Raw genomic sequence first — 22,143 nt, 5'->3', positions numbered from 1 at the left:
GTCAGCGACGGGAGGAGGCCGCCTTCTTCGCCGGGGCTCTACGGGCGCCCGACTTCGTGGCGGGGGCCCTCTTGGCCGGCGGCGACTTGGCCCGACGCTCCGAGAGCAACTCGGCGGCCCGCGCATCGGTGAGACTCTCCACGGTGTCACCCTTGCGCAGAGACGCGTTGGTCTCGCCGTCGGTCACATAGGGGCCGAACCGGCCGTCCTTGACCAGCATCTGCTTGCCGGAGACCTCGTCGATCCCCATCTCGCGCAGTGCCTTGGGCGCAGCGGCCTGGCGGCCCCGACGCTTGGGCTCGGAGTAGATCTTCAGCGCCTCCTCGAGCGTCACCGTGAACACCGCGTCCTCGGACTCGAGGGTGCGCGAGTCGGTGCCCTTCTTCAGGTACGGCCCGTACCGGCCGAGCTGTGCGGTGATCTCCTCGCCGCTGGCGGGGTCGACGCCGACGACGCGGGGCAGTGACAGGAGCTTGAGCGCGTCCTCCAGCGTGACCGTCGCCGGGTCCATGGACTGCATGAGCGACCCGGTCCGCGGCTTGGGCCCGGTCGGGTTCTCGGAGTCCTTCTTCGCCTTGCGCGTGACCGCGGCCTTGGCCTTCGTGGCGGCCTTCTTGGCCTCCGCCTTGGCCTCGTCGTCCTTCGCCGCGGCGATCGCGGCGTCGCGCTCGGCGTCGATCCGCTTCTTCTCCGCCTCGGCGTCGGCGAGCACCTTCTTCGCCCACGCGGCCTTCTCGGCGTCGCTCGGCTCGGGCAGCTTCTCTGTGACGTAGGGCCCGTAGCGTCCGTCCTTGACGACGATCTCGTGCCCGGTCTCGGGGTCCACGCCCAGCGGACGCCCGTCCTGCGGGGTGGCGAAGAGCTTCTCGGCCACCTCCAGGGTGAGCTCGTCGGGGCTCATACCCTCGGGCAGGTTGGCGCGCTGCGACTCCTCTTCTCCGGACTCGCCCGTCACCATCCGCTCGAGGTACGGACCGTAGCGACCGACGCGCACGTAGACGGGGCGCCCCTCGGCGTCGTCGAACACGCGGATCGAGTTGATGCTGCGGGCGTCGATGGCCTCGAGGTTCACGTCGACGAGGTTCTTCAGCCCCACCGCGTAGTTCGAGTCCGCGTCGCCCTCACCCCCCTCGCCGTGGCCCCCCGGGCCACCGACGCCGAAGTAGAAGCGGCGCAGCCAGTCGCTCCGGTTCTCCCGACCCTCGGCGATCGCGTCGAGCTCGTCCTCCATGAGGGACGTGAAGTCGTAGTCGACGAGCCGGCCGAAGTTCTGCTCGAGCAACCCGACCACCGCGAACGCCACCCAGCTGGGCACGAGCGCGTTGCCGCGCGAGTAGACGTAGCCGCGGTCCTGGATGGTGCGGATGATGCTGGCGTAGGTCGACGGGCGTCCGATGCCCATCTCCTCCATCGCCTTGACGAGGCTGGCCTCGGTGTAGCGGGCCGGCGGGCTGGTGGTGTGGCCCTCGGGCAGGAGGTCCGAGCCGGTGAGGTGCTGTCCCTCGGACAGCTGCGGCAGGCGCCGTTCGGCGTCGTCGGCCATGGGCTTGTCGGCGGACTCGGCGGCATCGTCGGCGGCCTCGACGTAGGCCTTGAGGAAGCCGGGGAACGTGATGGTGCGGCCGGAGGCGGAGAAGGTGGCGCGGGAGTATCCGGAGGCGTTGGCCCCGGCCTCGCCGCTGATGCGGATGCTCACCGAGGTGCCGCGGGCGTCGGCCATCTGGGAGGCGACGGTGCGCTGCCAGATCAGCTCGTAGAGGCGGTACTCCTCCGCGTCCAGCACGCTGTGCAGCTGGCCGGGGGTGGCGAAGGTCTCGCCGGCGGGGCGGATGGCCTCGTGTGCCTCCTGCGAGTTCTTGACCTTGCGCGTGTACTGCCGCGGTGTGGGCGAGACGTACTCGCTGCCGTAGAGCTCCGTCGCCTGCGCGCGGGCGGCGGCGATGCCACCCTCGGACAGGGTGGTGGAGTCGGTTCGCATGTAGGTGATGTAGCCGTTCTCGTACAGCCGCTGCGCGATGCGCATGGTGCGCTCGGAGGTGTACCGGAGCTTGCGGCCGGCCTCCTGTTGGAGGGTCGAGGTCATGAACGGCGCGTAGGGGCGCCGTGTGTAGGGCTTGGACTCGACGGTGTCGACGACGAAGTCGGCACCGTCGAGAGCCCCGGCCAGCGCGCGGGCCGCGGGCTCGTCGAGCACGACGGAGTCCTTGGCTGCGCCGGTGGTCTTCAGCCTGCCGTCCGGGCCGAAGTCACGGCCCTGCGCCACCCGGGCGCCATCGACGGCGGAGAGCTTGGCCGTGAAGCTGCGTGGCTCACCGGCGTCACCTCCGGCCGAGCGCTGCGTCGCCAGGGTTGCGGTGATGTCCCAGTAGTCGGCGGCGACGAACGCCATTCGCTCGCGTTCACGCTCGACGATGACGCGGGTGGCCACCGACTGCACACGCCCGGCGGACAGCCGCGGCATGACCTTCTTCCACAGCACGGGCGAGACCTCGTATCCGTAGAGACGGTCGAGGATGCGGCGGGTCTCCTGGGCGTCGACGAGGTCGGTGTCCAGCTCGCGGGTGTTCTCGGCGGCGGCGAGGATGGCGGGCTTGGTGATCTCGTGGAACACCATGCGCTTGACGGGGACCTTGGGCTTGAGCACCTCGAGGAGATGCCAGGCGATCGCCTCACCCTCGCGGTCGGGGTCCGTCGCGAGCAGGAGCTGATCCACCCCCGCGAGCTCCTTCTTGAGCTCGGAGACCTTCTTCTTCTTGTCGGCGCTGACCACGTAGATGGGCTCGAAGTCGTCCTCCGGGTTCACGCCCAGCCGCGCCCACGGCTCCTTCTTGTACTTGGCCGGGATGTCCGCGGCGCCCTTGGGCAGGTCGCGGATGTGACCGACGGAAGCCTCGACCACATAGTCGGACCCCAGATAGGGCTGGATCTTGCGCGCCTTGGTGGCGGACTCGACGATCACCAGGCTCCGCTTGCCGCCCGATGCTGTCTTCTTGCTCGCCACTGGAGTGCTCCCAACCTGCGCTGATCCGTCGGCGACGCCCGCCGTCGACTCCGGTCCCGGTTACGGTACGCGTGCCGGAGCCTTTCCATACAGATTCATACCAGGCCGGTCCGTCACGGGAAGAAACGCGATCCAGCCCTGCGCGGGCACCGTGAGCACGCCCACCCGGACGCCACCACCCCCCGGGACGGTCCGGCCTATCCCTCTATATGCATCGCGCACTCGAGCGCCCCCTCGTCGTCGTTCCCCCCAGCGCACACCGTCGCGAGTGGCGGAGATAGACAGATCGGTCTACGATGAAGAGGAACATCCACGGCCGCGGATTGGAACCTGTTACATTTCCGGCAATTCGGCCGTGGCCGCGGGCTGCGCCCTAAAGGGCGTACCGTCGATGGCCGTACGGGAGCCACGACGAGTCCCGATCATCACGACTTTCTGGAGGTCAGCAGCGGTGGGCAATGCGTCCAAGACCAAGCTGGACAAGGTGGTCATCCGCATCGCGGGTGACTCGGGTGACGGCATGCAGCTCGCCGGTGACCAGTTCACGTCCGAGGCGGCCGCGTTCGGTAACGACCTGGCGACCCAGCCCAACTATCCGGCCGAGATCCGGGCTCCCCAGGGCACCATCCACGGCGTCTCAAGCTTCCAGATCCAGATCGCGGACTACGACATCCTCACCGCCGGTGACCGTCCCGACGTCCTGGTGGCGATGAACCCGGCCGCGCTGAAGGCCAACATCGGCGACCTGCCCTCGGGCGGGATCCTCATCGTCAACTCCGACGAGTTCACCAAGCGGAACCTGACGAAGGTGGGCTACGAGTCCAACCCGCTGGGCTCACCGGCGTTCGAGGCGTTCCAGGTGCACGAGGTCGCGATGAGCACGCTGACCATCGGCGCCGTGGAGTCGGTCGACATCGGCAAGAAGGACGCCGAGCGCTGCAAGAACATGTTCGCGCTCGGTCTGCTGATGTGGATGTACGGGCGCACGGTCGACTCGATCGAGAAGTTCCTGGCCGACAAGTTCGGCAAGAAGCCGACCATCCTCGAGGCCAACACCCTGGCGCTGCGGGCGGGCTGGAACTACGGCGAGACCACCGAGGCGTTCGCGTCGGAGTACGAGATCGCCCCCGCCAAGCTCCCCGCGGGCCGCTACCGTCAGGTCACCGGCAACACCGCCCTGGCCTACGGCCTGGTCACCGCCGGCATCTCGGCCGACATGCCGGTCTTCCTGGGCACCTACCCCATCACCCCGGCCTCGGACATCCTGCACGAGCTCAGCAAGCTCAAGCAGTTCGACGTGACCACCTTCCAGGCCGAGGACGAGATCGCCGGAATCGCCTCCGCGCTCGGCGCCTCCTATGGTGGCGCGCTGGGCGTGACCTCGACCTCCGGGCCGGGTCTGGCCCTGAAGTCCGAGGCGATCGGCCTGGCCGTCATGACCGAGTTGCCGTTGGTCATCATCGACGTCCAGCGCGGCGGTCCCTCGACCGGCCTGCCCACCAAGACCGAGCAGTCCGACCTGCTGCAGGCGCTGTTCGGCCGCAACGGTGAGTCGCCGGTGGCCGTGGTGGCCCCCCAGTCCCCCGCGGACTGCTTCGACGCCGCCCGCGAGGCCGCCCGCATCGCGGTCACCTACCGCACGCCGGTCATCCTGCTCTCGGACGGCGCGATCGCCAACGGCTCCGAGCCGTGGCTGCTGCCCGAGGTCGACGCGCTGCCGAAGATCGACAGGAACCTTGCCACCGCACCCGAGGCGGGCGAGGAGGGCGCGACGGTCCCCGACTACCTGCCCTACGCCCGTGACCCGGAGACCCTCGCCCGCGACTGGGCCGTGCCCGGTACCGCGGGCCTCGAGCACCGCATCGGTGGCCTGGAGAAGGCCAACGGCACCGGCAACATCTCCTACACGCCGGACAACCATGACCTGATGACCCGCACGCGCGCCCTGCGCATCGCGCGCATCGACGTGCCGGACCTCGAGGTCGACGACCCGTCGGGAGAGGCCGACGTCCTCGTCGTGGGATGGGGCTCGTCCTACGGCCCCATCGGCGAGGCCGTGCGCCGCGCCCGCGCCAACGGCCACCGCGTGGCCCGCGCACACGTGCGTCACCTCAACCCGCTGCCCCACAACATCGGCGAGGTGCTGGGGTGCTACCGCCGCGTGCTGGTGCCGGAGATGAACCTCGGTCAGCTGTCGATGCTGCTCAAGGCCCGCTTCCCCGCCAACATCCAGCCCATCACCAAGGTGCACGGCATGGCGTTCTCCGCCGAGGAGCTGCAGAACGCCATCGAAGCCGAGTTCGCCGGCCGCCTCTCCCACGCCGAGCACGACAAGTACCGTGTCGCGCTCGACGGGGTCGTCACCACCACCGGTGAGCCCGCGGCCCGCGCCCGGCAGATCGGTCACACCGCCACCGGCACCACCACCGCCAACCGAACCCGCTGAAACAGACGAGCGAGGAGAGGACCCCCATGACAACAACCGAACCCGGACTCGTCGGCACCAAGCTGCCGCTCGACGCGCTGTCCTCGGTCCCCAAGACCGACGCGCCGCAGAAGCCCAAGGACTACACCTCCGACCAGGAGGTGCGCTGGTGCCCGGGCTGTGGCGATTACGTCATCCTGGCCACCATCCGCGCGCTGCTGCCCAAGCTCGGCCTCAAGCGCGAGAACATCACCTTCATCTCCGGCATCGGTTGCTCGAGCCGCTTCCCGTACTACCTCGAGACGTACGGCATGCATTCGATCCACGGCCGCGCCCCGGCCATCGCCACCGGCCTGGCCACCACCCGCCCCGACCAGTCGGTGTGGGTCGTCACCGGCGACGGCGACGCCATGTCCATCGGCGGCAACCACCTGATCCACACCCTGCGCCGCAACGTGAACATGAACATCCTCATGTTCAACAACCGGATCTACGGCCTGACCAAGGGCCAGTACTCCCCCACCTCCGAAACCGGCAAGGTCACCAAGTCCAGCCCCATGGGCTCATTGGACCACCCGTTCAACACCCTGTCACTGGCACTGGGCGCCCAGGGCACCTTCGTGGCCCGCGCCCTGGACTCGGACCGCAAGGGCCTGACCGAGGTCCTCGAGGCCGCCGCCCGCCACCGCGGCACCAGCTTCGTGGAGATCATGCAGGACTGCCCGATCTTCAACGACGGCTCCTTCGACCTGCTGCGCAAGGAGGACGCCGCCGACCACCTCATCCCGGTGCGCCACGGCGAGAAGATCATCTTCGGCGACTCCGGCCAGCACTGCGTGGTCCGCCGCGGCTTCTCACTGGCCGTGGCCGCCACCGCGGACGTCGACGAGGCCGACATCGTGGTCCACGACGCCCACACCGACGACCCGACCTACGCCCACGCCCTGGCCAACCTGTCCAGCCAGGACCTGGAGTACACGGTCACCGGCATCATCCGCCAGGTCGCCCGCGACACCTACGACGACCTCGCCCGCGGGCAGGTCGAGCACGCCAAGCAGATCGCCACCAGCGATCTGCAGGCCCTCCTCGACGGCTCCAGCACCTGGACCGTCGAGTAGGACGCCGCACCGCCCGCGCCGCGTCCCGCGAGGCCGACGGCGCACGCGCCACCGCTCACGGTGGGCGGTCACCGGCTCACACGCGCCTGGTGACCGTCCCCGTGACGCGTCCGCGGGTGTCCCACGTGCGCTCGACCACGTCGGCGGAGCCGTGCTGGTCGACGCGCACGGCGGTGGTCGACCGGGTGCCGTACCGCCGACCGATGCGGACGAACCGCGCCGACAGGCGCCATTCGTGCGCCAGCGGTACGCCCGTGCGCGGCATCTTCCACGGTGCCGCGGGGCGGCGGTCGGCCAGCACGTCCATCAGTGCCCCGGACCAGTCCGGGTCCTCCATGACGTCGGTGCCCACGAGCGTCCTCACGTCGCGGACCGCACCCACCACCTTGGGCCAGGGAGTGTCCAGCGAGGCGTTCGACAACCCGTGGACACCGGTGCCGAGGGCAACCGGGCCGCGGGTCGACCGGTTGGACGCCCACCACATCCGGTCGAGGTCCCCGGCGAGGAGGTTGACGCCTCCGTAGCGATCGAGATCGGCGACGACGTGGTGGGCGAACTCCGTGACCGGCACCGGCCCGGTGAGCGCACCGACCGGCAGCTCGCCACGCGACGCCGGCGCGGGGATCGCCGGCCCGGGCTCGCGGACATTGGTGACCGCGGCGAACCGCCCGCCCGTCGCCAGTGCCATCCAGGTTCCACCGGCGGTGGCGTCCCGGCCGGCGACGACGTCCGCGACACCGTCGTGCTCCACCGTCCACTCGTGTAGCGGCTCGGTGGGCCGGGCGAGGTCCTCGTCCCGGTTGGCCACCACGATGAGCGGATAACGGGGGTGGACCCGTCGCGCGACCACGAGCATGCACATACCCCCACGGTACGTCGACCTGCGACGAGGCAGCGCGCGGCGGGGACGCGCCCTGCGTCAGCCGGGCCAGTGCTCCGCGGGCACCCCGGCGGGTGGCGCGCCGATGTTCTGCGCCAGCCGCGCCCGCGCCCTGGCCGTGCCCAGTCGCAGCAGCGGGCCGCCGCCCTTCGACCCGACGTACGTCGTCCGGATGCCGACCCGCTCCAGCGCCGCACGCAGCGCGTCCCGGCGGGGGGCGTGGTGCTCCAGTCCGGCGTCGATGCCCAGCTCGACCACACCGGTATCGGCGACGTGTCCGGCGGTGAGGACCCAGATGCGCAGCGCCCCGGCCGAGGGGGTCCACCCCTCCGGGACCGCGGTGACGGCACCCCGCCGCCAGCGGCGGACCACCGGCGTCAGCACCGACGTCCGAGCCGTGGAAACCGTGCACCGGCCGTCGGGATCCGGTTCGGAGCGCACGGGATCCAGCCCCGCCTGCGTCAGGATCGCCTCGAACGCGTCCGCCCGCCACGCGGCGTCGAGCGCCACCGACACCTGCGCCACCTCCCCGGCCAGGGTGGACTGCCCGCGGGCGGCCAGGACGCCCTCGAGGTCCGAGGGGTCGGGGACATGGTCGTCCGCGGCGAAGAACGACAGCTGCGTCACGGATCAGAGCCTACGGTCGGCCTCCGCCACCGCCGCCCCCGACACGGGCGCGAGGCCCCCACCGCGAGCGCGGTGGGGGCCTCGTCGTGCTGGACCTGATCGGTCAGAGGGCGCGGACCTCCTGTGCCTGCGGGCCCTTCTGACCCTCGCCCACCTCGAACTCGACGCGCTGGTTCTCCTCGAGCGACTTGAAGCCGGTGCCCTCGATGGAGGAGTAGTGGACGAAGAGGTCGGCGGAACCGTCCTCGGGGGCGATGAACCCGTAGCCCTTCTCCGCGTTGAACCACTTGACGGTGCCCTGTGCCATGTTTACTGCGTTCCTTTTCCGTACTGCCAGGTGCGACTCGCGGGATGGCCGCGCGTGTCGGGCCGACGCCCCCGTTCACCGGCTGCCCGGTGGGCGGTTGTGACGACCGGCTCCAGTAGACCACGACAACAGCGGGAGGAGTACAGATCTTGGGGACGTCGGTCCTCCGCCGGTGGCGAATCGACCGGCGGAGCGGATCCCTCTACGGTCGAAGGGTGACGACTTACGGACGCGAACTCCTGGGCCACCTGCTGGACCAGCTCCCGGCCGGTCCGTCGCCACTGACCCACGCCGCCGACCTGCCCGCCCGCGAGGCGCGGTACGCCGACTGGCCCACCTGGGCCCACCCGGGCCTGGTCGACGAACTGCGCGCCCGGGGCGTCGACCGGCCCTGGGCCCACCAGGTCGCCACCGCCGAACACGCGCACGCCGGTCGACACGTCGTGGTGGCGACGGGAACCGCGTCCGGGAAGTCGCTCGGCTACCAGCTGCCCGCGCTGAGCGCCCTCGCCGAGGACCCCAACGCCTGCGTGCTCTACCTGGCCCCGACCAAGGCCCTCGGGCAGGACCAGCTCTCGTCGGTGATCTCGCTGGTGGACTCCGTGCCCGGGCTCTCCCACGTCGCACCCGCCTCCTACGACGGAGACACCCCGTCCGACGCCCGACCCTTCATCCGGGAGAACTCGCGGTGGATCGTCACCAACCCGGACATGCTCCACCTGTCAATGCTCGGCAGGGCCCGCCAATGGACACGGATCCTGCGGGGGCTCCGCTTTGTCGTCGTCGACGAATGTCACTCCTACCGCGGTGTGTTCGGGTCCAACGTCGCCCTGGTCCTACGACGGCTCGACAGGTTGGCCCGCGCCCTGGGCGCGGCGCCGACCTTCATCCTGGCGTCCGCCACCACCTCCGACGCCGGGGCCGCCGCCACCACGCTGGTCGGCCGCGAGTGCGTGGAGGTCACCGACGACGCCTCGCCCCAGGGTGGCCGCACCGTCGCGCTGTGGGAACCGCCGCTGATGGAGGGGGTGGCCGGCGAGCACGGCGCGCCCGTCCGCCGACCCGCGCCCGTCGAGGCGTCGGCGCTCATGGCCTCCCTCGTCGCCGAGGGCGCGCGCACCCTGACGTTCGTGCGATCCCGCGCCGGTGCCGAGTCCACCGCGCTGCGCGCCCGCGAGCGCCTGGCCTCGGAATACGGGGCGCGCGGTATCGAACTCGCCGGCCGCGTCGCCGCCTACCGCGCGGGCTACCTCGCCGACGACCGCCGCGAACTCGAACGCGGCCTCGCCGAGGGCGAACTGGTGGGCGTGGCCTCGACCTCCGCGCTCGAGCTGGGCGTGGACATCTCCGGCCTCGACGCCGTGGTCAGCGCGGGGTTCCCCGGCACCATCGCCTCGTTCTGGCAGCAGGCCGGCCGCGCCGGGCGCCGCGGCCAGGGCGCGCTGGTCATGCTGGTCGCACGCGACGACCCGCTCGACACCTACCTCGTCCACCACCCCGAGGCCCTGCTGGGCCGGCCCGTCGAGGCCACCGTCACCGACCCCCGCAACCCCGTCCTGCTGGCCGGGCAGCTGCGGTGCGCGTTGAGCGAGCGGCCGATGTCGCACGACGAGGCGCGGGCCTGGGGCGCGACCGAGGTGCTCGAGGACCTCGCCGCGCGCCTCCTCGTGCGCCGCCGGCCCGCCGGCTGGTACCCGGCCGCCGACGACCACACCCCGCACGCCGAGGTCGACATCCGCGGCACGGGCGGCGCGGAGGTGGTGATCGTGGACGCGGTGGACGGCCGGATGCTCGGCACTATCGACTCCGTCCGCGCCCGCTCGCAGGTCCACCCCGGCGCGCTGTACCTGCACCAGGGCGAGTCGTTCATCGTCGACGAACTCGACCTCGACGAGGGACTGGCGTTGTGTCACCCCGAGGTGCCGGAGTGGACGACCTCCGCGCGAGAGCAGGTGTCGATCGACCTCATGGAGACGCTGGAGACGGTGCCGGCCGGGCCCGTGACCCTGTCGCTGGCGGACGTGGAGGTGACCACTCGGGTCACCGGCTATCAGCGGCGGTTGCGCGGCGGGGAGATCCTCGACGTGCCCCCACTGGACCTGCCGGAGACGACCCTGGCCACGCGTGCGGTGGTCTACACGCTCACCCCGCAGCTCCTGCGCGTGGCCGGGCTCGAGGAGGCGGACTGGCCGGGGGCGCTGCACGCGGCCGAACACGCCGCGATCGGGCTGCTGCCCCTGGTCGCCACATGCGACCGCTGGGACATCGGCGGGGTGTCCACCGCCCTGCACCCCGACACCGGCCTGCCCACGGTCTTTGTCTACGACGGCTACGCCGGCGGGGCGGGCTTCGCCGAGCGGGGCTTCCGGCGCGCGACCCCGTGGCTGCGGGCGACCCTGGACGCGATCCGCGCCTGCGAGTGCGAGTCCGGCTGCCCTTCCTGCATCCAGTCCCCCAAGTGCGGAAACGGTAACGACCCGCTCTCCAAGCCGGGTGCGATCGCGCTGCTCACGGAGGTGGTGGGACAGCTCGCCGTGGTCGCCGGGTAGAGGACCACCGCCAGACCTGTCCGCCCCCCGGCCCGGAACTCGCACCGGCCCGGCCCCACGGCGGCCCCGGGTCTCATTTCGGGCCGGGTCTCACACCGGCCCGGCCCGCGCGATCGCCGACGCCGCTCGCGAGCCGAACACCCCGAGATCCACGTGCACCTCGGCCCGGGCCACCAGGTCGTGGCCGTCGACCGTGCACACCGGCAAGTCCGCGCCGTTCGCGGCAGCGATCCCGGACGCCGCCGTGCACGGGTCGAGGCCCTCGCGGAGCGCGTGCGCGCCGGCCAGTGCGGCCAGGTCCGCGGCGGATCGGGCGGCATGCGTGGCCACTGCCGCCCGTCCCACCAACAGAACGGCCACGGCCAGCGCCAGGACGGCCGCCACCGCGAAGGCGGTCGCCACGGTCATGGCCCCCTCGTCGTCGTCACCCACCCGGCGCCACCCCGTGCGCACGGCTACGACGGCGCGTCGGCAGGCTGCCGCACTACGCCCCGTCACAGCACGACGCCCGGCCACGGCGCCACGCCCGGTCATGGCGCAGCGCCCGGCTCGGCGCGCGCCACGGCCCGACCGCGTAACTCCACGCCGGGCAGGCCCCGCGCCGGCGCCACGACCTCGGCCGTGACGGCTCCCCCGCCGCCGACGACCGAGACGTCGGCACCGGGCGCGGCAACCCGGCCGGCCGCCGTGCCCTCCTCCACCCCGGACATCGCGGCCACCCGCGCCGCCTCGCGGGCGGCGTCGACCATCCTGATCTGCGTCAACGCGGCGCCGGCACCGGCGGCGGCGAGCGCGACCACCACCACGAGGGAGGCGATCCCGAGGGCGGCCTCGACGGTCACCGACCCGTCGTCGCGGGCCGCCGCCGCGCGGAGCCGTCGCGGCACCGTCACACCGAGGTGTTGAGAGCCTGCTCGATGATGCCGCCGAGCGCGTCCGGGATCGAGTCGCCGCTGACGACCGTGTACAGCACGGCCCCGAACGCCGCCGCGGCGATGGTCCCGACGGCATATTCGACGGTGGACATCCCCGCGTCCGCGCTGGTCGTCGCGTGGAATCGGCGATGCAGGGCGGAACGGGCGCGCGCCACCGCCGCCGTCGGGGTGGCGAGAGTCCGGGTGGCGAGGGTGGCGGTCTGATGGGTGTGGTGAGTGGACATGCGGTTTCTCCTTCTTCACTGACCGGGGCGGCGTCTCCGCCCCGGAATCCGAGTGGCCGGCGGCGCTGCTCACGGCATGACCCCCGGCAGCATCCCGTCGGCCAGACCCACCACGACGGGGAGCACGCCAAGGCAGACGAACGCGGGCAGGAAGCACAGGCCGAGGGGCCCGGCCACGAGGACGGAGGCGCGCTCGGCGCGGGCGGTCGCGGCGGCGTCGGCCTCGGAGCGCATCCGTGCGGCGGCGTGCTCCAGCGCGGAGCGGACCGACCCGCCGCCGTCGCCCGCGCGGATCAGCACAGGAGCGACGGGGGCCAGCCGGGCGGCGCCCGGGACGTCCCGCCAGGCCTCGGCCGACGTCGCGCCTAGCCGCATGCGGGCGGCCGCCGCGCGCAGGGGTTCCGCGGCGTCGGGGTCGGAGTGCTCGACGGCGTCGGCGACCGCGGACAGTGCGTCCGGCGTGGGCAGGCCCGCGAGCAGGGCGACCGCGAGCAAGTCCAGCAGGTGGGCGAGCACCTCGGTGTCGGCTGGGGCGTGGCGGCGCCGGGTGAGCGGGGCCACCAGGCGCACCACTGGACCGGCGATGCGGCCCGTCAACGCCGCGGCCGCGGACGTCGCCACGCCGTGCGGGCGCCCCGGCGCCGCGTGCTGCCGAGCAGGCCCCGCGGGATCGGGGAGGACCGCGTCGAGTCTCTCGGCGGCCCGCGGGCGCCACGGCGCGATGCACACCGCGGCGGCGAGTAGGAGAACTGCCGGGCTCACCTGCCCGCCCCGCCCGCGATCCGGTCGGTCCACACCAGACCGGCCGCGAGGAGAACCGCCCCTGCCAGGCACAGGGCGCCGCCGAGTGTCCCGCCCAGCAGGACGCCCAGGGGGTCGGCTCCGAAACCCGCGCCGAGCAGCACGCCCAGGCCGGGCAGGGCGGTGAGGATGACGGCGGTGGCTCGGGGTCCGGCGAGGGTGGCGTGCGTCCGGACGGCGCGCTCGCGGCGGGAGGCCACGTCGGCGCGGAGACCGTCCACGACGTCGGCGAGCTCGACCCCGTGCCGGGTCGCGAGCAGCCAGGCCCCGGCGAGCTCGCCGGGGACACGGTCGCCCCCGAGGTCACGCTTCGAACCATCGGCGGTGGCCGCGGCGGCCGGACCGGTCGTGGTGGTCGCGGCGGGTCGCAGCGCCGCGGTGACGTCGCCGCCCAGGCGGGCGTGCGATCCGGCGGCGGCGAGGATGTTCCCGACCTGCGGGTCGTGGGCAGCGGCCGCGTCAGCGGCCCGGCCGAGGGCGGCCCCCGGCCCGGCGCCCGCCCGGAGGGCGGAGGCGGCGTCGTCCAGCGCGCGCTCCCACGCGCCCAACCGCGTGAGGCGGCCGCGGCGTTCGGTGGCGCGGCCGTGCAGGTCGGCGGCGACACCGCCGAGCACCGCGGCCGCGCAGGCGTGCAGTGGTCCGGCGCCGACCAGGCCGACCAGCCCCGCCGCGACCGGCCACGAGAGGCTCGCCGGAACCTGCAGGACGAGGCCGCCCAGCGCGCCGATGCGCTGGGCGGCGCCGGTCGCGGCTCCGCCAGCCGCGGCTCCGGCACCCGCGGAACCGGTCGCCCCGCCCGCGGCACCGTCGCCCGCGGCCCGGTCGAACCCACCGGACTCGAGCGCCGCCAGCCGGTCAGCCGCGCGCCCGCCCGGCCACACCAGCAGCGCGACGGCCACCAGCACCAGCGCGGCCGTCATCGGACGCGCTCCGCGAGCATCGCGTCGAGGGCCGCACGACCGGGCACGTCTCCCCCGTCGGCACGCCAGGCCGGGTCCACCACGATCCCCTGTGCCTCGCGGCGCACCACCCCGATCGAGTCGACGCCGCGCATCCCGTCGGGCAGGCGGCGCATGCCCACCACGACCCGCAGCGACGCGGCAACCTGGGCGGACAGCGCGGCGCGATCCAGACCGCCGAGGGCACCGAGCGCCTCCAGTCGCGCGGGCAGCTCGGTCGGCGAGTTGGCGTGGACCGTGCCCGCGCTCCCGTCGTGGCCGGTGTTGAGGGCGGCGAGCAGGTCGGCGACCTCGCCGCCGCGGACCTCGCCCACGGCGATGCGGTCGGGCCGCATGCGCAGCGCCTGCCGGACGAGGTCGGCCATCGTCACCTCGCCGGCGCCCTCGACGTTGCCGTGCCGCACCACGAGCCTGACGACGTGCGGGTGCGCGGGTCGCAGCTCGGGCGAGTCCTCGACACACAGCAGCCGCTCCGAGTCCGGGACCAGCCCCAGCAGCGCGGCGAGCAGTGTGGTCTTGCCGGAACCGGTGCCGCCCACGACGAGGAAGCCGACCCGGGCCGCGACGAGCGCGCGGAGCAGCGGCTCGGCGTCGTCGGGGACGGTGCCCGCGGCCACGAGCCGGTCGAACGTCGACTGCGCCGGCCTCGACACCCGTAGCGACAGGCACGTCCCGTCGACGGCGACCGGAGGAAGGACCGCGTGCAGCCGCCACGCCATACCGTCGCGCGACCGCACCACGCCGTCGGCCCAGGGGCGAGCGTCGTCGAGCCGCTGGCCCGCCCGCCCGGCCAGTCGCACCGCGAGCGCGCGCAGCTCGGCCTCGGTCGGCACCACGACGTCGGTCTCCTCGAGCCCCCGACCGCGATCGACCAGCGCGGGGCCCGGTCCGTCGACCACCACGTCGGTCACCCCGGGACTGGCGAGCAGCGCCTCGAGCGGCCCGGCGCCGGCGAGGTGCTCGCGGACGAGCCGGGCGGTGCGCAGCAGGTCGAGGTGCCCGTGCAGGACCCCGGATTCGGCCCGCACCGCGCGGACCACCTCGTCGGGCTCGGGATCCACGCCCAGGCCGGCGAGGCGCGCGCGGACGCGGTCGACCAGGTCGGCGGGCGGGGCGCCGGGGTCCTCAGCGCTCACCGGCGCCCACCTCCCCGAGCAGGGTGTCGGCGAGTGCGCACAGCCGCCGCATCCCGCCCGCGCGACCGCGACGCAGCGCATCGGCCAGCTCGCCGGCGCCGGCCGCGCGCCGCACGGAGCCGATCTCGGGCAGCACGTGCCACCGCTGAGCCCCCACCGATCCGGCGACGTCGGCCGCATGCAGGGGGTCACCGCGCCCGGTCCGGATCACCAACGCCGCGCCGGGTGACCGCCGAACCGCCCGTCGGGCCGCGACCGCGCCCTGGAGGTCGGCCCTGGTGACGACGACGACGAGGTCAGCCTCGTCGCGCACCGGCCCGCAGTCCTCGGCGCCGCCGGAATCGCTCACCGCGAGTCCGCTGCCCGCCCGGTGGGCCCGCACGGCACCCGGTCCGCCATCGGGGGCGGGGGCGGGGTCGGCGTCCGCCGGACGGCTTCTGGACCTGGCCAGTACCCGCAGTCCCGGCAGCACCTCGGGTGCCGCGCCCCACAGGGCGTCGGGGTCGGGCCCGCCCAGGTCGGCCCGGACATCCTCAACGCGCAGGCCGGAGTGGTCCTCCGTCCCCAGCAGCAGGTCGACGCCGGTGCCGTGCGGGTCCGTCTCCACCAGAAGGGTCCGGTGAGACGGCGCGGCACGGACCGCCATCGCTGCCGCGAGCGTGCTGGCCCCGCAACCGCCCACCGCGCCGACGACCACCACCACCGCTCCCGCCCGGGTCGGCACCGGCGCGAGCAGCACCCCCACGAGATCGCCGGTCCCGGACGGCAGGCGGATCACCTCGTCGTCGTCACCCGGATCGCGGTCCGAGCCGACCCGCACGACCCGTGACCCGCCGGTTCCCACCCTCCCCGCGGCGGCGTCCGACACGGCACCGCCGGCACCGCTGGCACGGTCGCCGTCGCGGTCCACGCGCTCGGCGGCGCGGTCGGTCACCAGGACGTCGGCGGGCCCCGTCCCCGGTTCCATCGCCAGGGCGGCCAGCACCGCGCGCACGTCGGCGTCCAGGTCGGGATCGGTGATCTCCACCGCGACGGTCAGCGCTCTCGTAGTCGTGTCCACGGCGCCCACCCTCGCCCATGCCGGCGACCGTCGACCCCGCGGCGACGCGGGACGGCGGTCGGCCTGTGGAGGGGGACGGGGCTGTGGAGAACGCGCGGGGCGTGGCGCTCGTGGCGCACTCACCCGTGGTGTCGACGCGGTCTTCGGCCCGCTCAGCCGCAGCCGCCCGGCCTTCCCAATCGCAGCCGCACGCGAACATGGCGTCTCGCGCAGCCCGCGGCGGGTGCGAGACGCCATCCCGGGGAGCGGCTGCGAATGCCCGTGGCGCCTTCGGATACCCACAAATGCGAGAAACCGCGGCAGGGGGTGCCGCGGTTTCTCAAAGCCTCAGTTCTCGGGGGGATGAACTGAGCACCTGTAGGGGGATGCCCCGTTAAGGGCACATCCAGTATCACCCATCTGCGTGGGCAACACAAGGACCGTATCGTGGGTGTCGTGTCCGCCCCCCGCCCACCGGGCCCCAGGATCTCGCACCGGCCGCGCCGCGTGGCCGCGTTCTTCGACCTCGACAAGACGATCATCGCGACCTCGTCGGTGTTCGCGTTCAACAAGTCGTTTCTCGACGAGGGCCTGCTCTCCCGCCGGTCGGTCATCGACCTGGCCTACACGCAGCTGGCGTTCAGCCTCTCCGACGCCGACGACGAGCAGATGCAGAAGGTACGCCAGGCCATGGCGACCGCCACCAGGGGCTGGGCGCCCGAGCAGGTCGAGCGGATCGTCACCGAGGCGCTCACCGAGAAAGTCTCGCCCACCGTGTACGCCGAGGCGCAGGAACTGCTCGCCGAACACCGCGCGCTGGGCCACGACCTGGTGATCGTGTCCGCGTCGGGCGAGGAACTGGTCGCGCCGATCGCCCGCATGCTCGGGGTGGACCACTACGCCGGCACCCGCATGAACCGCGACGAGAACGGCCGGTACGGCGGGGAGATCGAGTTCTACTGCCAGGGCCCCGGCAAGGCGGAGGCCATCCGCGGGTTCGCCGACCGGTACGGTTACGACCTCGACGCGAGCTACGCCTACTCCGACTCCTCGACCGACCTGCCGATGCTCGAGCTGGTGGGCCATCCGACGGTGATCAATCCCGACCGCGCGCTGCGCCGCGAAGCGCTCGAGCGGGGTTGGCCGATCCTGACGTTCTCCAACCCCACCCCGCTGCTGCCGACGCTCGAGAGGGCGACGGGGCCGATCGTGAGTGTCGGAGCCATCGTCGTGGCGATGAGCGCGGCGGCCGCCGCGTTCGCGCGTGGTGCGAGGCGGGCGGCGCCGTAGCTGCACGGCCCGGTGCGGTAGATCCGCCGACGCCCCAATCACTCATCGTGGGCCGCGGACGGAGTCAGAAGCGATAGCCGGATCGACCGAGGAGTCGGCGGGTTCTTTGGGGGTTCCCACCATCGCCCCGGCAGGGTGCTCGACGGCATGCTCAAGGCACGGTGGTGAGGACGCCAGGACCGCGACGGAAGAGAAGTCACGGCCCCCCGCCTGATCTACCGTCATCGACGTTCGGAAACCCACGCGACGGATAACGCCCGAGAGGCAACACCAGCCGTGGGTCCGCGCCAGCCGTCACCGACGGTTGTCCCGGGCCGGCGACACGGCGGACCACAGGACGCTTGGTACCCGGATCTCTCGATGAACCGCAGTGAGTTGGCGGGTCGGCTTCGGCCGACCCGCCGTTCGCGTGTCAAGCCAGTGCGCCGTGCGCGCGCCAGACCCGACCCGCCGTTCGCGTGTCAGGCCCCGGCGGCATCGGCGATCGAGGTGGCCTCACGAGCCCCCGCCTCCAGCGCCTTACAGCAGTAGAGGATCCAGGCGGCGACGCCTTCCTCGGTCCCCGCCATGAAGCCGGCGACGGCGGCGCGGTAGGCCTCCGGGTCGCGGTAGAAGGTCACCTCGGGCACGCCCAGGCAGTGCGGGTCGAGGCCGGTGGACACCGCGACCAGCCGGAACGCGGCGCGGGCGACGATCCCGTCGGCCGAACCGAACGGCGCGAGCCCGGAGAGTTCCCCCAGCACGACCGCGGCGAGCACCGGTGCCGGCACGCGCGTGCCGCCGGTGACGAGCCCGGCCAGGCCCTGGAGTCGCTCGGCCACGCCATCTCCGGCGCGGGGGCGGCCCAGCGTCTGCGGGTCGACGTCGGGCCGGGCCGCGGCGAGGAGATGCAGGTGGGCGAGCTCCTGCAGCGGCGAGCGGGTCCACACGGCGACGGCACGATCCAGGGACTCGCCGGTGAGTTCACCGGCGACCCGCAGGGCGCCGGACAGGATCTCGTCGGGCTCGCCGTCGCTGTCCAGACGGACGGACGCGCCCTCGACTCCGGCGGAGGCGCGGGCCCCGCGCAGGACCGATTCGGCGGCGGTGGTGGGCCATCCGCGGCGGTTGGCGGGGTGCCGGTGCACCGCGGCGAGGGCGTCGCGGGCGGTGTCCGCGGCCTCGGCCACGCCCGGCAGGGCGGTCAGCGGGGCGAGCGGGTCGGGAGCTGCGGAGGTCACGGGTCGAGGTTACCCATCGGGTCACAATCGGCCGACACAGGCAATTTTCAGCTGCCTCAACCGGTGTGGAGCTGGTGTAATCACCTCCACCCGGTCGGGGCCCGCGCCGGCACCGCCCGCCCACCCTCGACACCCCGGAGATCCGCGTGAACCTCAAGGACCAGCTCGACGCACTGCTCGACGCGACCGCCTTCGACTCGACGGGGGCCAAGATCGGCGCGGTGCGCCAGGTCTACGTGGACGACGCCAGCGGCAAGATCACATTCGCGGCCGTCTCGACCGGCATCTTCTCCGCCGACGCGATCGTCCCCCTCCACGGGGCGCGGCTCCTCGACGACGAACTCCACGTCGACCACACCCGCGCCGTCATCCGCGACTCCCCGCGCCCCGACAACACCGAGGACGCCCTCACCCCCGAGCAGGAGGCCAAGCTGCTCGAGTACTACGGCATCGAGACGCCCACGCGCCTCCGCGGCACGGCCGCGCAGTCGTCCGGCCCGTCGGCGGGCGCGGCCGGAAAGCCGGCGGAGGACGACGGGAAGACCACGTCGAGGGGCGCCGCGAAGGAGACCGCGGGGGCCGGAGCGGGAAACCCCACCAAGACCGTCGGCGCGGGCGAGGACGCCGCGGCGGACCCGGCGTCGGCGGGCCGGAACGGCAAGGGGGCGACGACGACGAGAACGTCGGACAGCGAGGAGACCACCGACTCCCCCGCGCCCGCGAAGGCCACCGGCCCGGGCCCCGCGACCCCGGGCACGGGCACGGGCCGGTCCGAGGACGCCGGCCCGAAGGGCCCGGAACCGCGTCGCGACTGATGGTGGCGGGCAGGACTCCCCCGTCATACCCCCTCGGGTGGGTTGCCCGACACGACCGGTCGCATGTGACTACGCTCACAGACATCGGTCTGGTCACGTCCGCCGCGGCGACCCCGGCCGTCCGTGAAACCTCATCCCCGAGAGAGAGCCGCTGATGACCGCTCCCGAACACACCCCGTCCTTCGCGCCCGATCCCGACTTCGCCGCGCAGGCCAACGCGCAGGCAGATCTGTACGACAGTGCCGCGGACGACCGTCTGGCGTTCTGGGAGGAGCAGGCCCGTCGTCTCGACTGGGACACCGAATGGTCCGAGGTGCTGGACTGGTCCGACGCCCCCGTCGCCAAATGGTTCGTCGGCGGCAAGCTCAACGTCGCCTACAACTGCGTCGACCGGCACGTCGAGGCCGGCAATGGTGACCGCGTCGCCATCCACTGGATCGGCGAGCCCACGGATGACGCCCGCGACATCACGTACGCCGAGCTCAAGGACGAGGTCAGCCGGACCGCCAACTACCTCAGCTCGCTCGGCCTGGTGGCCGGCGACCGGGTGGCCATCTACATGCCGCTGCTGCCCGAGGTCTACATCGCGATGCTCGCGTGCGCGCGCCTGGGCCTGACCCACTCCGTCGTCTTCGCCGGCTTCTCGCCCGCGGCCCTGCGCTCGCGCGTCGACGACGCCGAGGCCAAGCTCGTCATCACCGCCGACGGCCAGTTCCGCCGCGGCAGGCCCGCCCCGCTCAAGGCCGGCGTCGACGACGCCCTTGCCGGGAATCTCGAGGGCGTGGACGGCCCCGCCCGGTCCGTGGAGAACGTTCTCGTCGTGCGCCGCACCGGCCTCGACGTCGAGTGGACCGAGGGCCGCGACGTCTGGTGGGACGAGGTGATCCCCGAGCAGTCCACCGAGCACACCCCGGAGGCCTTCGACTCCGAGCACCCCCTGTTCCTGCTCTACACCTCCGGCACGACCGGCAAGCCCAAGGGCATCGTCCATACCTCCGGCGGCTACCTCACGCAGGCCGCCTACACGCACCACAACGTCTTCGACCACAAGCCCGGCGAGGACGTCTACTGGTGCACGGCGGACGTCGGATGGGTCACCGGCCACACCTACGGCGTGTACGCCCCCCTGGCCAACGGCGCCGAGTGCATCGTCTACGAGGGCACGCCCAACTCCCCCGACGAGCACCGGCACTTCCAGATCATCGAGAAGTACGGCGTCACCATCTACTATGCGGCTCCGACCCTGATCCGCACGTTCATGAAGTGGGGCAAGGAGATCCCGGCAGCCCACGACCTGTCCTCGATCCGCCTCCTCGGCTCGGTCGGCGAGCCGATCAACCCGGAGGCGTGGCGCTGGTACCGCGAGAACATCGGCGGCGGTAAGGCCCCCATCGTCGACACGTGGTGGCAGACCGAGACCGGTGCGATCATGATCTCGCCGCTGCCGGGCATCACCGAGACCAAGCCGGGTTCGGCCATGCGGCCGCTGCCCGGGATCTCGGCGGCGATCGTCGACGGGGACGCCAAAGAGGTCCCCGCGGACGAGCAGGGCTTCCTGGTCCTCACCGAGCCGTGGCCCGCGATGCTCCGCGGCATCTGGGGCGACATGGAGCGCTACCGCGACACCTACTGGTCTCGCTTCGCCGAGGAGGGGTACTACTTCGCCGGTGACGGCGCCAAGTTGGACTCGGACGGCGCCCTGTGGGTGCTCGGCCGTGTCGACGACGTCATGAACATCTCGGGCCACCGCATCTCGACCTCCGAGGTCGAGTCGGCGCTCGTCGGTCACCGAGCGGTCGCGGAGGCGGCCGTGGTCGGCGCGAACGACGAGACCACCGGCCAGGCGATCGTCGCCTACGTGATCCTGCGCGGGAACGTGGACGCCGAGGAGGACCGGCAGAAGCTCATCGACGAACTGCGCGCCGAGGTGTCGCGGGAGATCTCACCGATCGCCAAGCCCCGCGACATCACGATCGTGCCGGAACTGCCCAAGACCCGTTCCGGCAAGATCATGCGTCGACTGCTCAAGGACATGGCCGAGGGCCGCGAGGGCGGCGACACCTCGACCCTGGCGGATCCGACGATCATGGACCAGATCCGCGAGAAGGGCACGCGCGGATGACCGGGTAGCGGGTGAAGGTCGCCACGTGACGTGGCACGATGGATGACGGTGCAGCCGTCGCCGGACAATGGAGGAGCAACCGTGAGCCACGCCCAGGGAACGCACAAGCCGACCGAGGCCTCGATCCCCCTGCATGACGCGGACTCGATCGGCCGGGGCGACGCCAGCATCGGCACCCTGGTCAAGAACGCGTCGACCCACGTGTCCACTCTCATGCGGGCCGAGATCGAGTTGGCCAAGACCGAGATCACCGAGCAGGTGAAGAAGGCCGCGACCGGGTCCGGGTTCTTCGTGGCCGCTCTCGTATTCCTCCTGATGTCCTTCTTCCCGTTCGTGTTCATGTGGGCGAAGCTCATCTCGCTGTGGTTCGGAACCAAGAGCTGGGACTGGATGGGTTTCCTCATCGTGTTCGTGGTGCTGGTCCTTCTGGCCGCGGTGTGCGGACTGCTCGGGTACCGCAAGGTCAAGAAGATCCGTAAGCCGCAGCGCACCATCGACTCGGTGTCGGACCTCAAGCTGGCCATGCCCAAGGGGTCCGAGCCGCAGCGGCCCCACACGGTGCGGGTCACCAGCACGCCCGAACCCCCCGTGCGCAACTGAAAACGCCCGCTCACAGGCCGCCCGACCCGTCGATCGTCAGGATCGACGGGTCGTGGCGGCATCGTGACGTCTCGGCCAACGGCATCCGCCTGCAC

General features: G+C 72.6%; 19 protein-coding genes. 7 read left to right on the top strand and 12 right to left on the bottom strand.

The genetic code is table 11. The features are described 5' to 3' along the window. Nucleotide 1: 1 nt before the first annotated feature. Nucleotides 2–3,001 (bottom strand): type I DNA topoisomerase, encoded by a 3,000-nt coding sequence (topA, locus tag DPA01S_RS03930; RefSeq protein ID WP_061914163.1) that lies wholly within the window; start codon nt 2,999–3,001, stop codon nt 2–4. Between the two features lie 451 nt (nt 3,002–3,452). Here topA and DPA01S_RS03925 point away from each other — a divergent pair, with 451 nt between their 5' ends. After that, a complete protein-coding gene (locus tag DPA01S_RS03925) occupies nt 3,453–5,447 on the top strand; it encodes a 2-oxoacid:acceptor oxidoreductase subunit alpha (protein WP_061914161.1) in 1,995 nt (664 codons plus the stop codon). Nucleotides 5,448–5,473: 26 nt separating this feature from the next. After that, nucleotides 5,474–6,544 carry a 2-oxoacid:ferredoxin oxidoreductase subunit beta gene (locus DPA01S_RS03920; protein ID WP_061914159.1) on the top strand — a complete coding sequence of 357 codons (1,071 nt, stop codon included), beginning with the start codon at nt 5,474–5,476 and terminating at the stop codon, nt 6,542–6,544. Nucleotides 6,545–6,620: 76 nt separating this feature from the next. Here DPA01S_RS03920 and DPA01S_RS03915 read toward each other — a convergent pair whose 3' ends face one another. The 3 genes from DPA01S_RS03915 to DPA01S_RS03905 form a co-directional block, all read right to left on the bottom strand. Further along, nucleotides 6,621–7,406 carry an NRDE family protein gene (locus DPA01S_RS03915; RefSeq protein WP_061914157.1) on the bottom strand — a complete coding sequence of 262 codons (786 nt, stop codon included), beginning with the start codon at nt 7,404–7,406 and terminating at the stop codon, nt 6,621–6,623. A 57-nt stretch (nt 7,407–7,463) separates the two neighbouring features. Beyond that, nucleotides 7,464–8,051 (bottom strand): hypothetical protein, encoded by a 588-nt coding sequence (locus DPA01S_RS03910; protein WP_061914154.1) that lies wholly within the window; start codon nt 8,049–8,051, stop codon nt 7,464–7,466. A gap of 103 nt (nt 8,052–8,154) precedes the next feature. Further along, nucleotides 8,155–8,358, bottom strand: a complete 204-nt coding sequence (locus DPA01S_RS03905) for a cold-shock protein (RefSeq protein ID WP_007628711.1) — start codon at nt 8,356–8,358, stop codon at nt 8,155–8,157. A 215-nt stretch (nt 8,359–8,573) separates the two neighbouring features. Between DPA01S_RS03905 and DPA01S_RS03900 the strand changes: the two genes are divergently transcribed. After that, nucleotides 8,574–10,907, top strand: a complete 2,334-nt coding sequence (locus DPA01S_RS03900; RefSeq protein ID WP_061914152.1) for a DEAD/DEAH box helicase — start codon at nt 8,574–8,576, stop codon at nt 10,905–10,907. Nucleotides 10,908–10,997: 90 nt separating this feature from the next. On the opposite strand, the gene DPA01S_RS03895 is transcribed toward DPA01S_RS03900, so the two are convergent. The 7 genes from DPA01S_RS03895 to DPA01S_RS03865 form a co-directional block, all read right to left on the bottom strand. Then, entirely contained in the window at nt 10,998–11,315 is a 318-nt protein-coding gene (locus tag DPA01S_RS03895) for an Rv3654c family TadE-like protein (protein WP_061227575.1), read from the bottom strand. A 122-nt stretch (nt 11,316–11,437) separates the two neighbouring features. Beyond that, nucleotides 11,438–11,800 (bottom strand): TadE family type IV pilus minor pilin, encoded by a 363-nt coding sequence (locus DPA01S_RS03890; protein ID WP_061227521.1) that lies wholly within the window; start codon nt 11,798–11,800, stop codon nt 11,438–11,440. Beyond that, entirely contained in the window at nt 11,797–11,997 is a 201-nt protein-coding gene (locus DPA01S_RS03885; protein WP_082767577.1) for a DUF4244 domain-containing protein, read from the bottom strand. Before DPA01S_RS03885 ends, DPA01S_RS03890 begins: the two co-directional genes overlap by 4 nt. A 138-nt stretch (nt 11,998–12,135) precedes the next feature. Continuing rightward, nucleotides 12,136–12,828 (bottom strand): type II secretion system F family protein, encoded by a 693-nt coding sequence (locus tag DPA01S_RS03880; protein WP_165001089.1) that lies wholly within the window; start codon nt 12,826–12,828, stop codon nt 12,136–12,138. Continuing rightward, the gene (locus tag DPA01S_RS03875) at nt 12,825–13,787 is read right to left on the bottom strand and encodes a type II secretion system F family protein (protein WP_061914150.1); all 963 of its coding nucleotides are present in this window, start codon (nt 13,785–13,787) and stop codon (nt 12,825–12,827) included. Before DPA01S_RS03875 ends, DPA01S_RS03880 begins: the two co-directional genes overlap by 4 nt. Further along, nucleotides 13,784–14,962 carry a TadA family conjugal transfer-associated ATPase gene (locus DPA01S_RS03870; RefSeq protein WP_061914148.1) on the bottom strand — a complete coding sequence of 393 codons (1,179 nt, stop codon included), beginning with the start codon at nt 14,960–14,962 and terminating at the stop codon, nt 13,784–13,786. The genes DPA01S_RS03875 and DPA01S_RS03870 overlap by 4 nt, the downstream gene beginning before the upstream one ends. After that, nucleotides 14,952–16,022: a CpaE-like family protein gene (locus DPA01S_RS03865; RefSeq protein ID WP_129591179.1), complete on the bottom strand. Its 1,071-nt coding sequence runs from the start codon at nt 16,020–16,022 to the stop codon at nt 14,952–14,954. Before DPA01S_RS03865 ends, DPA01S_RS03870 begins: the two co-directional genes overlap by 11 nt. A 435-nt stretch (nt 16,023–16,457) precedes the next feature. Between DPA01S_RS03865 and DPA01S_RS03860 the strand changes: the two genes are divergently transcribed. After that, nucleotides 16,458–17,291: an HAD family hydrolase gene (locus DPA01S_RS03860; protein ID WP_084374663.1), complete on the top strand. Its 834-nt coding sequence runs from the start codon at nt 16,458–16,460 to the stop codon at nt 17,289–17,291. Nucleotides 17,292–17,752: 461 nt separating this feature from the next. Here the strand turns inward: DPA01S_RS03860 and DPA01S_RS03855 are convergent, their stop codons facing one another. Continuing rightward, nucleotides 17,753–18,511 carry a Fic family protein gene (locus DPA01S_RS03855; RefSeq protein ID WP_061227526.1) on the bottom strand — a complete coding sequence of 253 codons (759 nt, stop codon included), beginning with the start codon at nt 18,509–18,511 and terminating at the stop codon, nt 17,753–17,755. A gap of 146 nt (nt 18,512–18,657) precedes the next feature. On the opposite strand from DPA01S_RS03855, the gene DPA01S_RS03850 reads away from it, so the two are divergent. The 3 genes from DPA01S_RS03850 (at nt 18,658) to DPA01S_RS03840 (ending at nt 22,048) form a co-directional block, all read left to right on the top strand. Continuing rightward, nucleotides 18,658–19,326, top strand: a complete 669-nt coding sequence (locus DPA01S_RS03850) for a PRC-barrel domain-containing protein (RefSeq protein WP_061227527.1) — start codon at nt 18,658–18,660, stop codon at nt 19,324–19,326. Nucleotides 19,327–19,480: 154 nt separating this feature from the next. Next, entirely contained in the window at nt 19,481–21,448 is a 1,968-nt protein-coding gene (acs, locus tag DPA01S_RS03845; RefSeq protein ID WP_061227528.1) for an acetate--CoA ligase, read from the top strand. Nucleotides 21,449–21,529: 81 nt separating this feature from the next. Next, entirely contained in the window at nt 21,530–22,048 is a 519-nt protein-coding gene (locus tag DPA01S_RS03840) for a phage holin family protein (RefSeq protein ID WP_061227529.1), read from the top strand. Nucleotides 22,049–22,143: the final 95 nt, after the last annotated feature.

This window comes from Dietzia papillomatosis NBRC 105045, from assembly GCF_001570845.1.
Taxonomy (GTDB): Bacteria; Actinomycetota; Actinomycetes; order Mycobacteriales; family Mycobacteriaceae; genus Dietzia; species Dietzia cinnamea.
Note: the sequence above shows the minus strand (reverse complement) of the source record. Positions and strands in the feature narration are given on the sequence as shown.

Coding starts and splice junctions, on each gene's coding strand:
- DPA01S_RS03875 (WP_061914150.1), bottom strand. CDS start 13,787: ATGACGGCCGCGCTGGTGCTGGTGGCCGTCGCGCTGCTGGTGTGGCCG.
- DPA01S_RS03915 (WP_061914157.1), bottom strand. CDS start 7,406: ATGTGCATGCTCGTGGTCGCGCGACGGGTCCACCCCCGTTATCCGCTC.
- DPA01S_RS03905 (WP_007628711.1), bottom strand. CDS start 8,358: ATGGCACAGGGCACCGTCAAGTGGTTCAACGCGGAGAAGGGCTACGGG.
- DPA01S_RS03895 (WP_061227575.1), bottom strand. CDS start 11,315: ATGACCGTGGCGACCGCCTTCGCGGTGGCGGCCGTCCTGGCGCTGGCC.
- acs (WP_061227528.1), top strand. CDS start 19,481: ATGACCGCTCCCGAACACACCCCGTCCTTCGCGCCCGATCCCGACTTC.
- DPA01S_RS03920 (WP_061914159.1), top strand. CDS start 5,474: ATGACAACAACCGAACCCGGACTCGTCGGCACCAAGCTGCCGCTCGAC.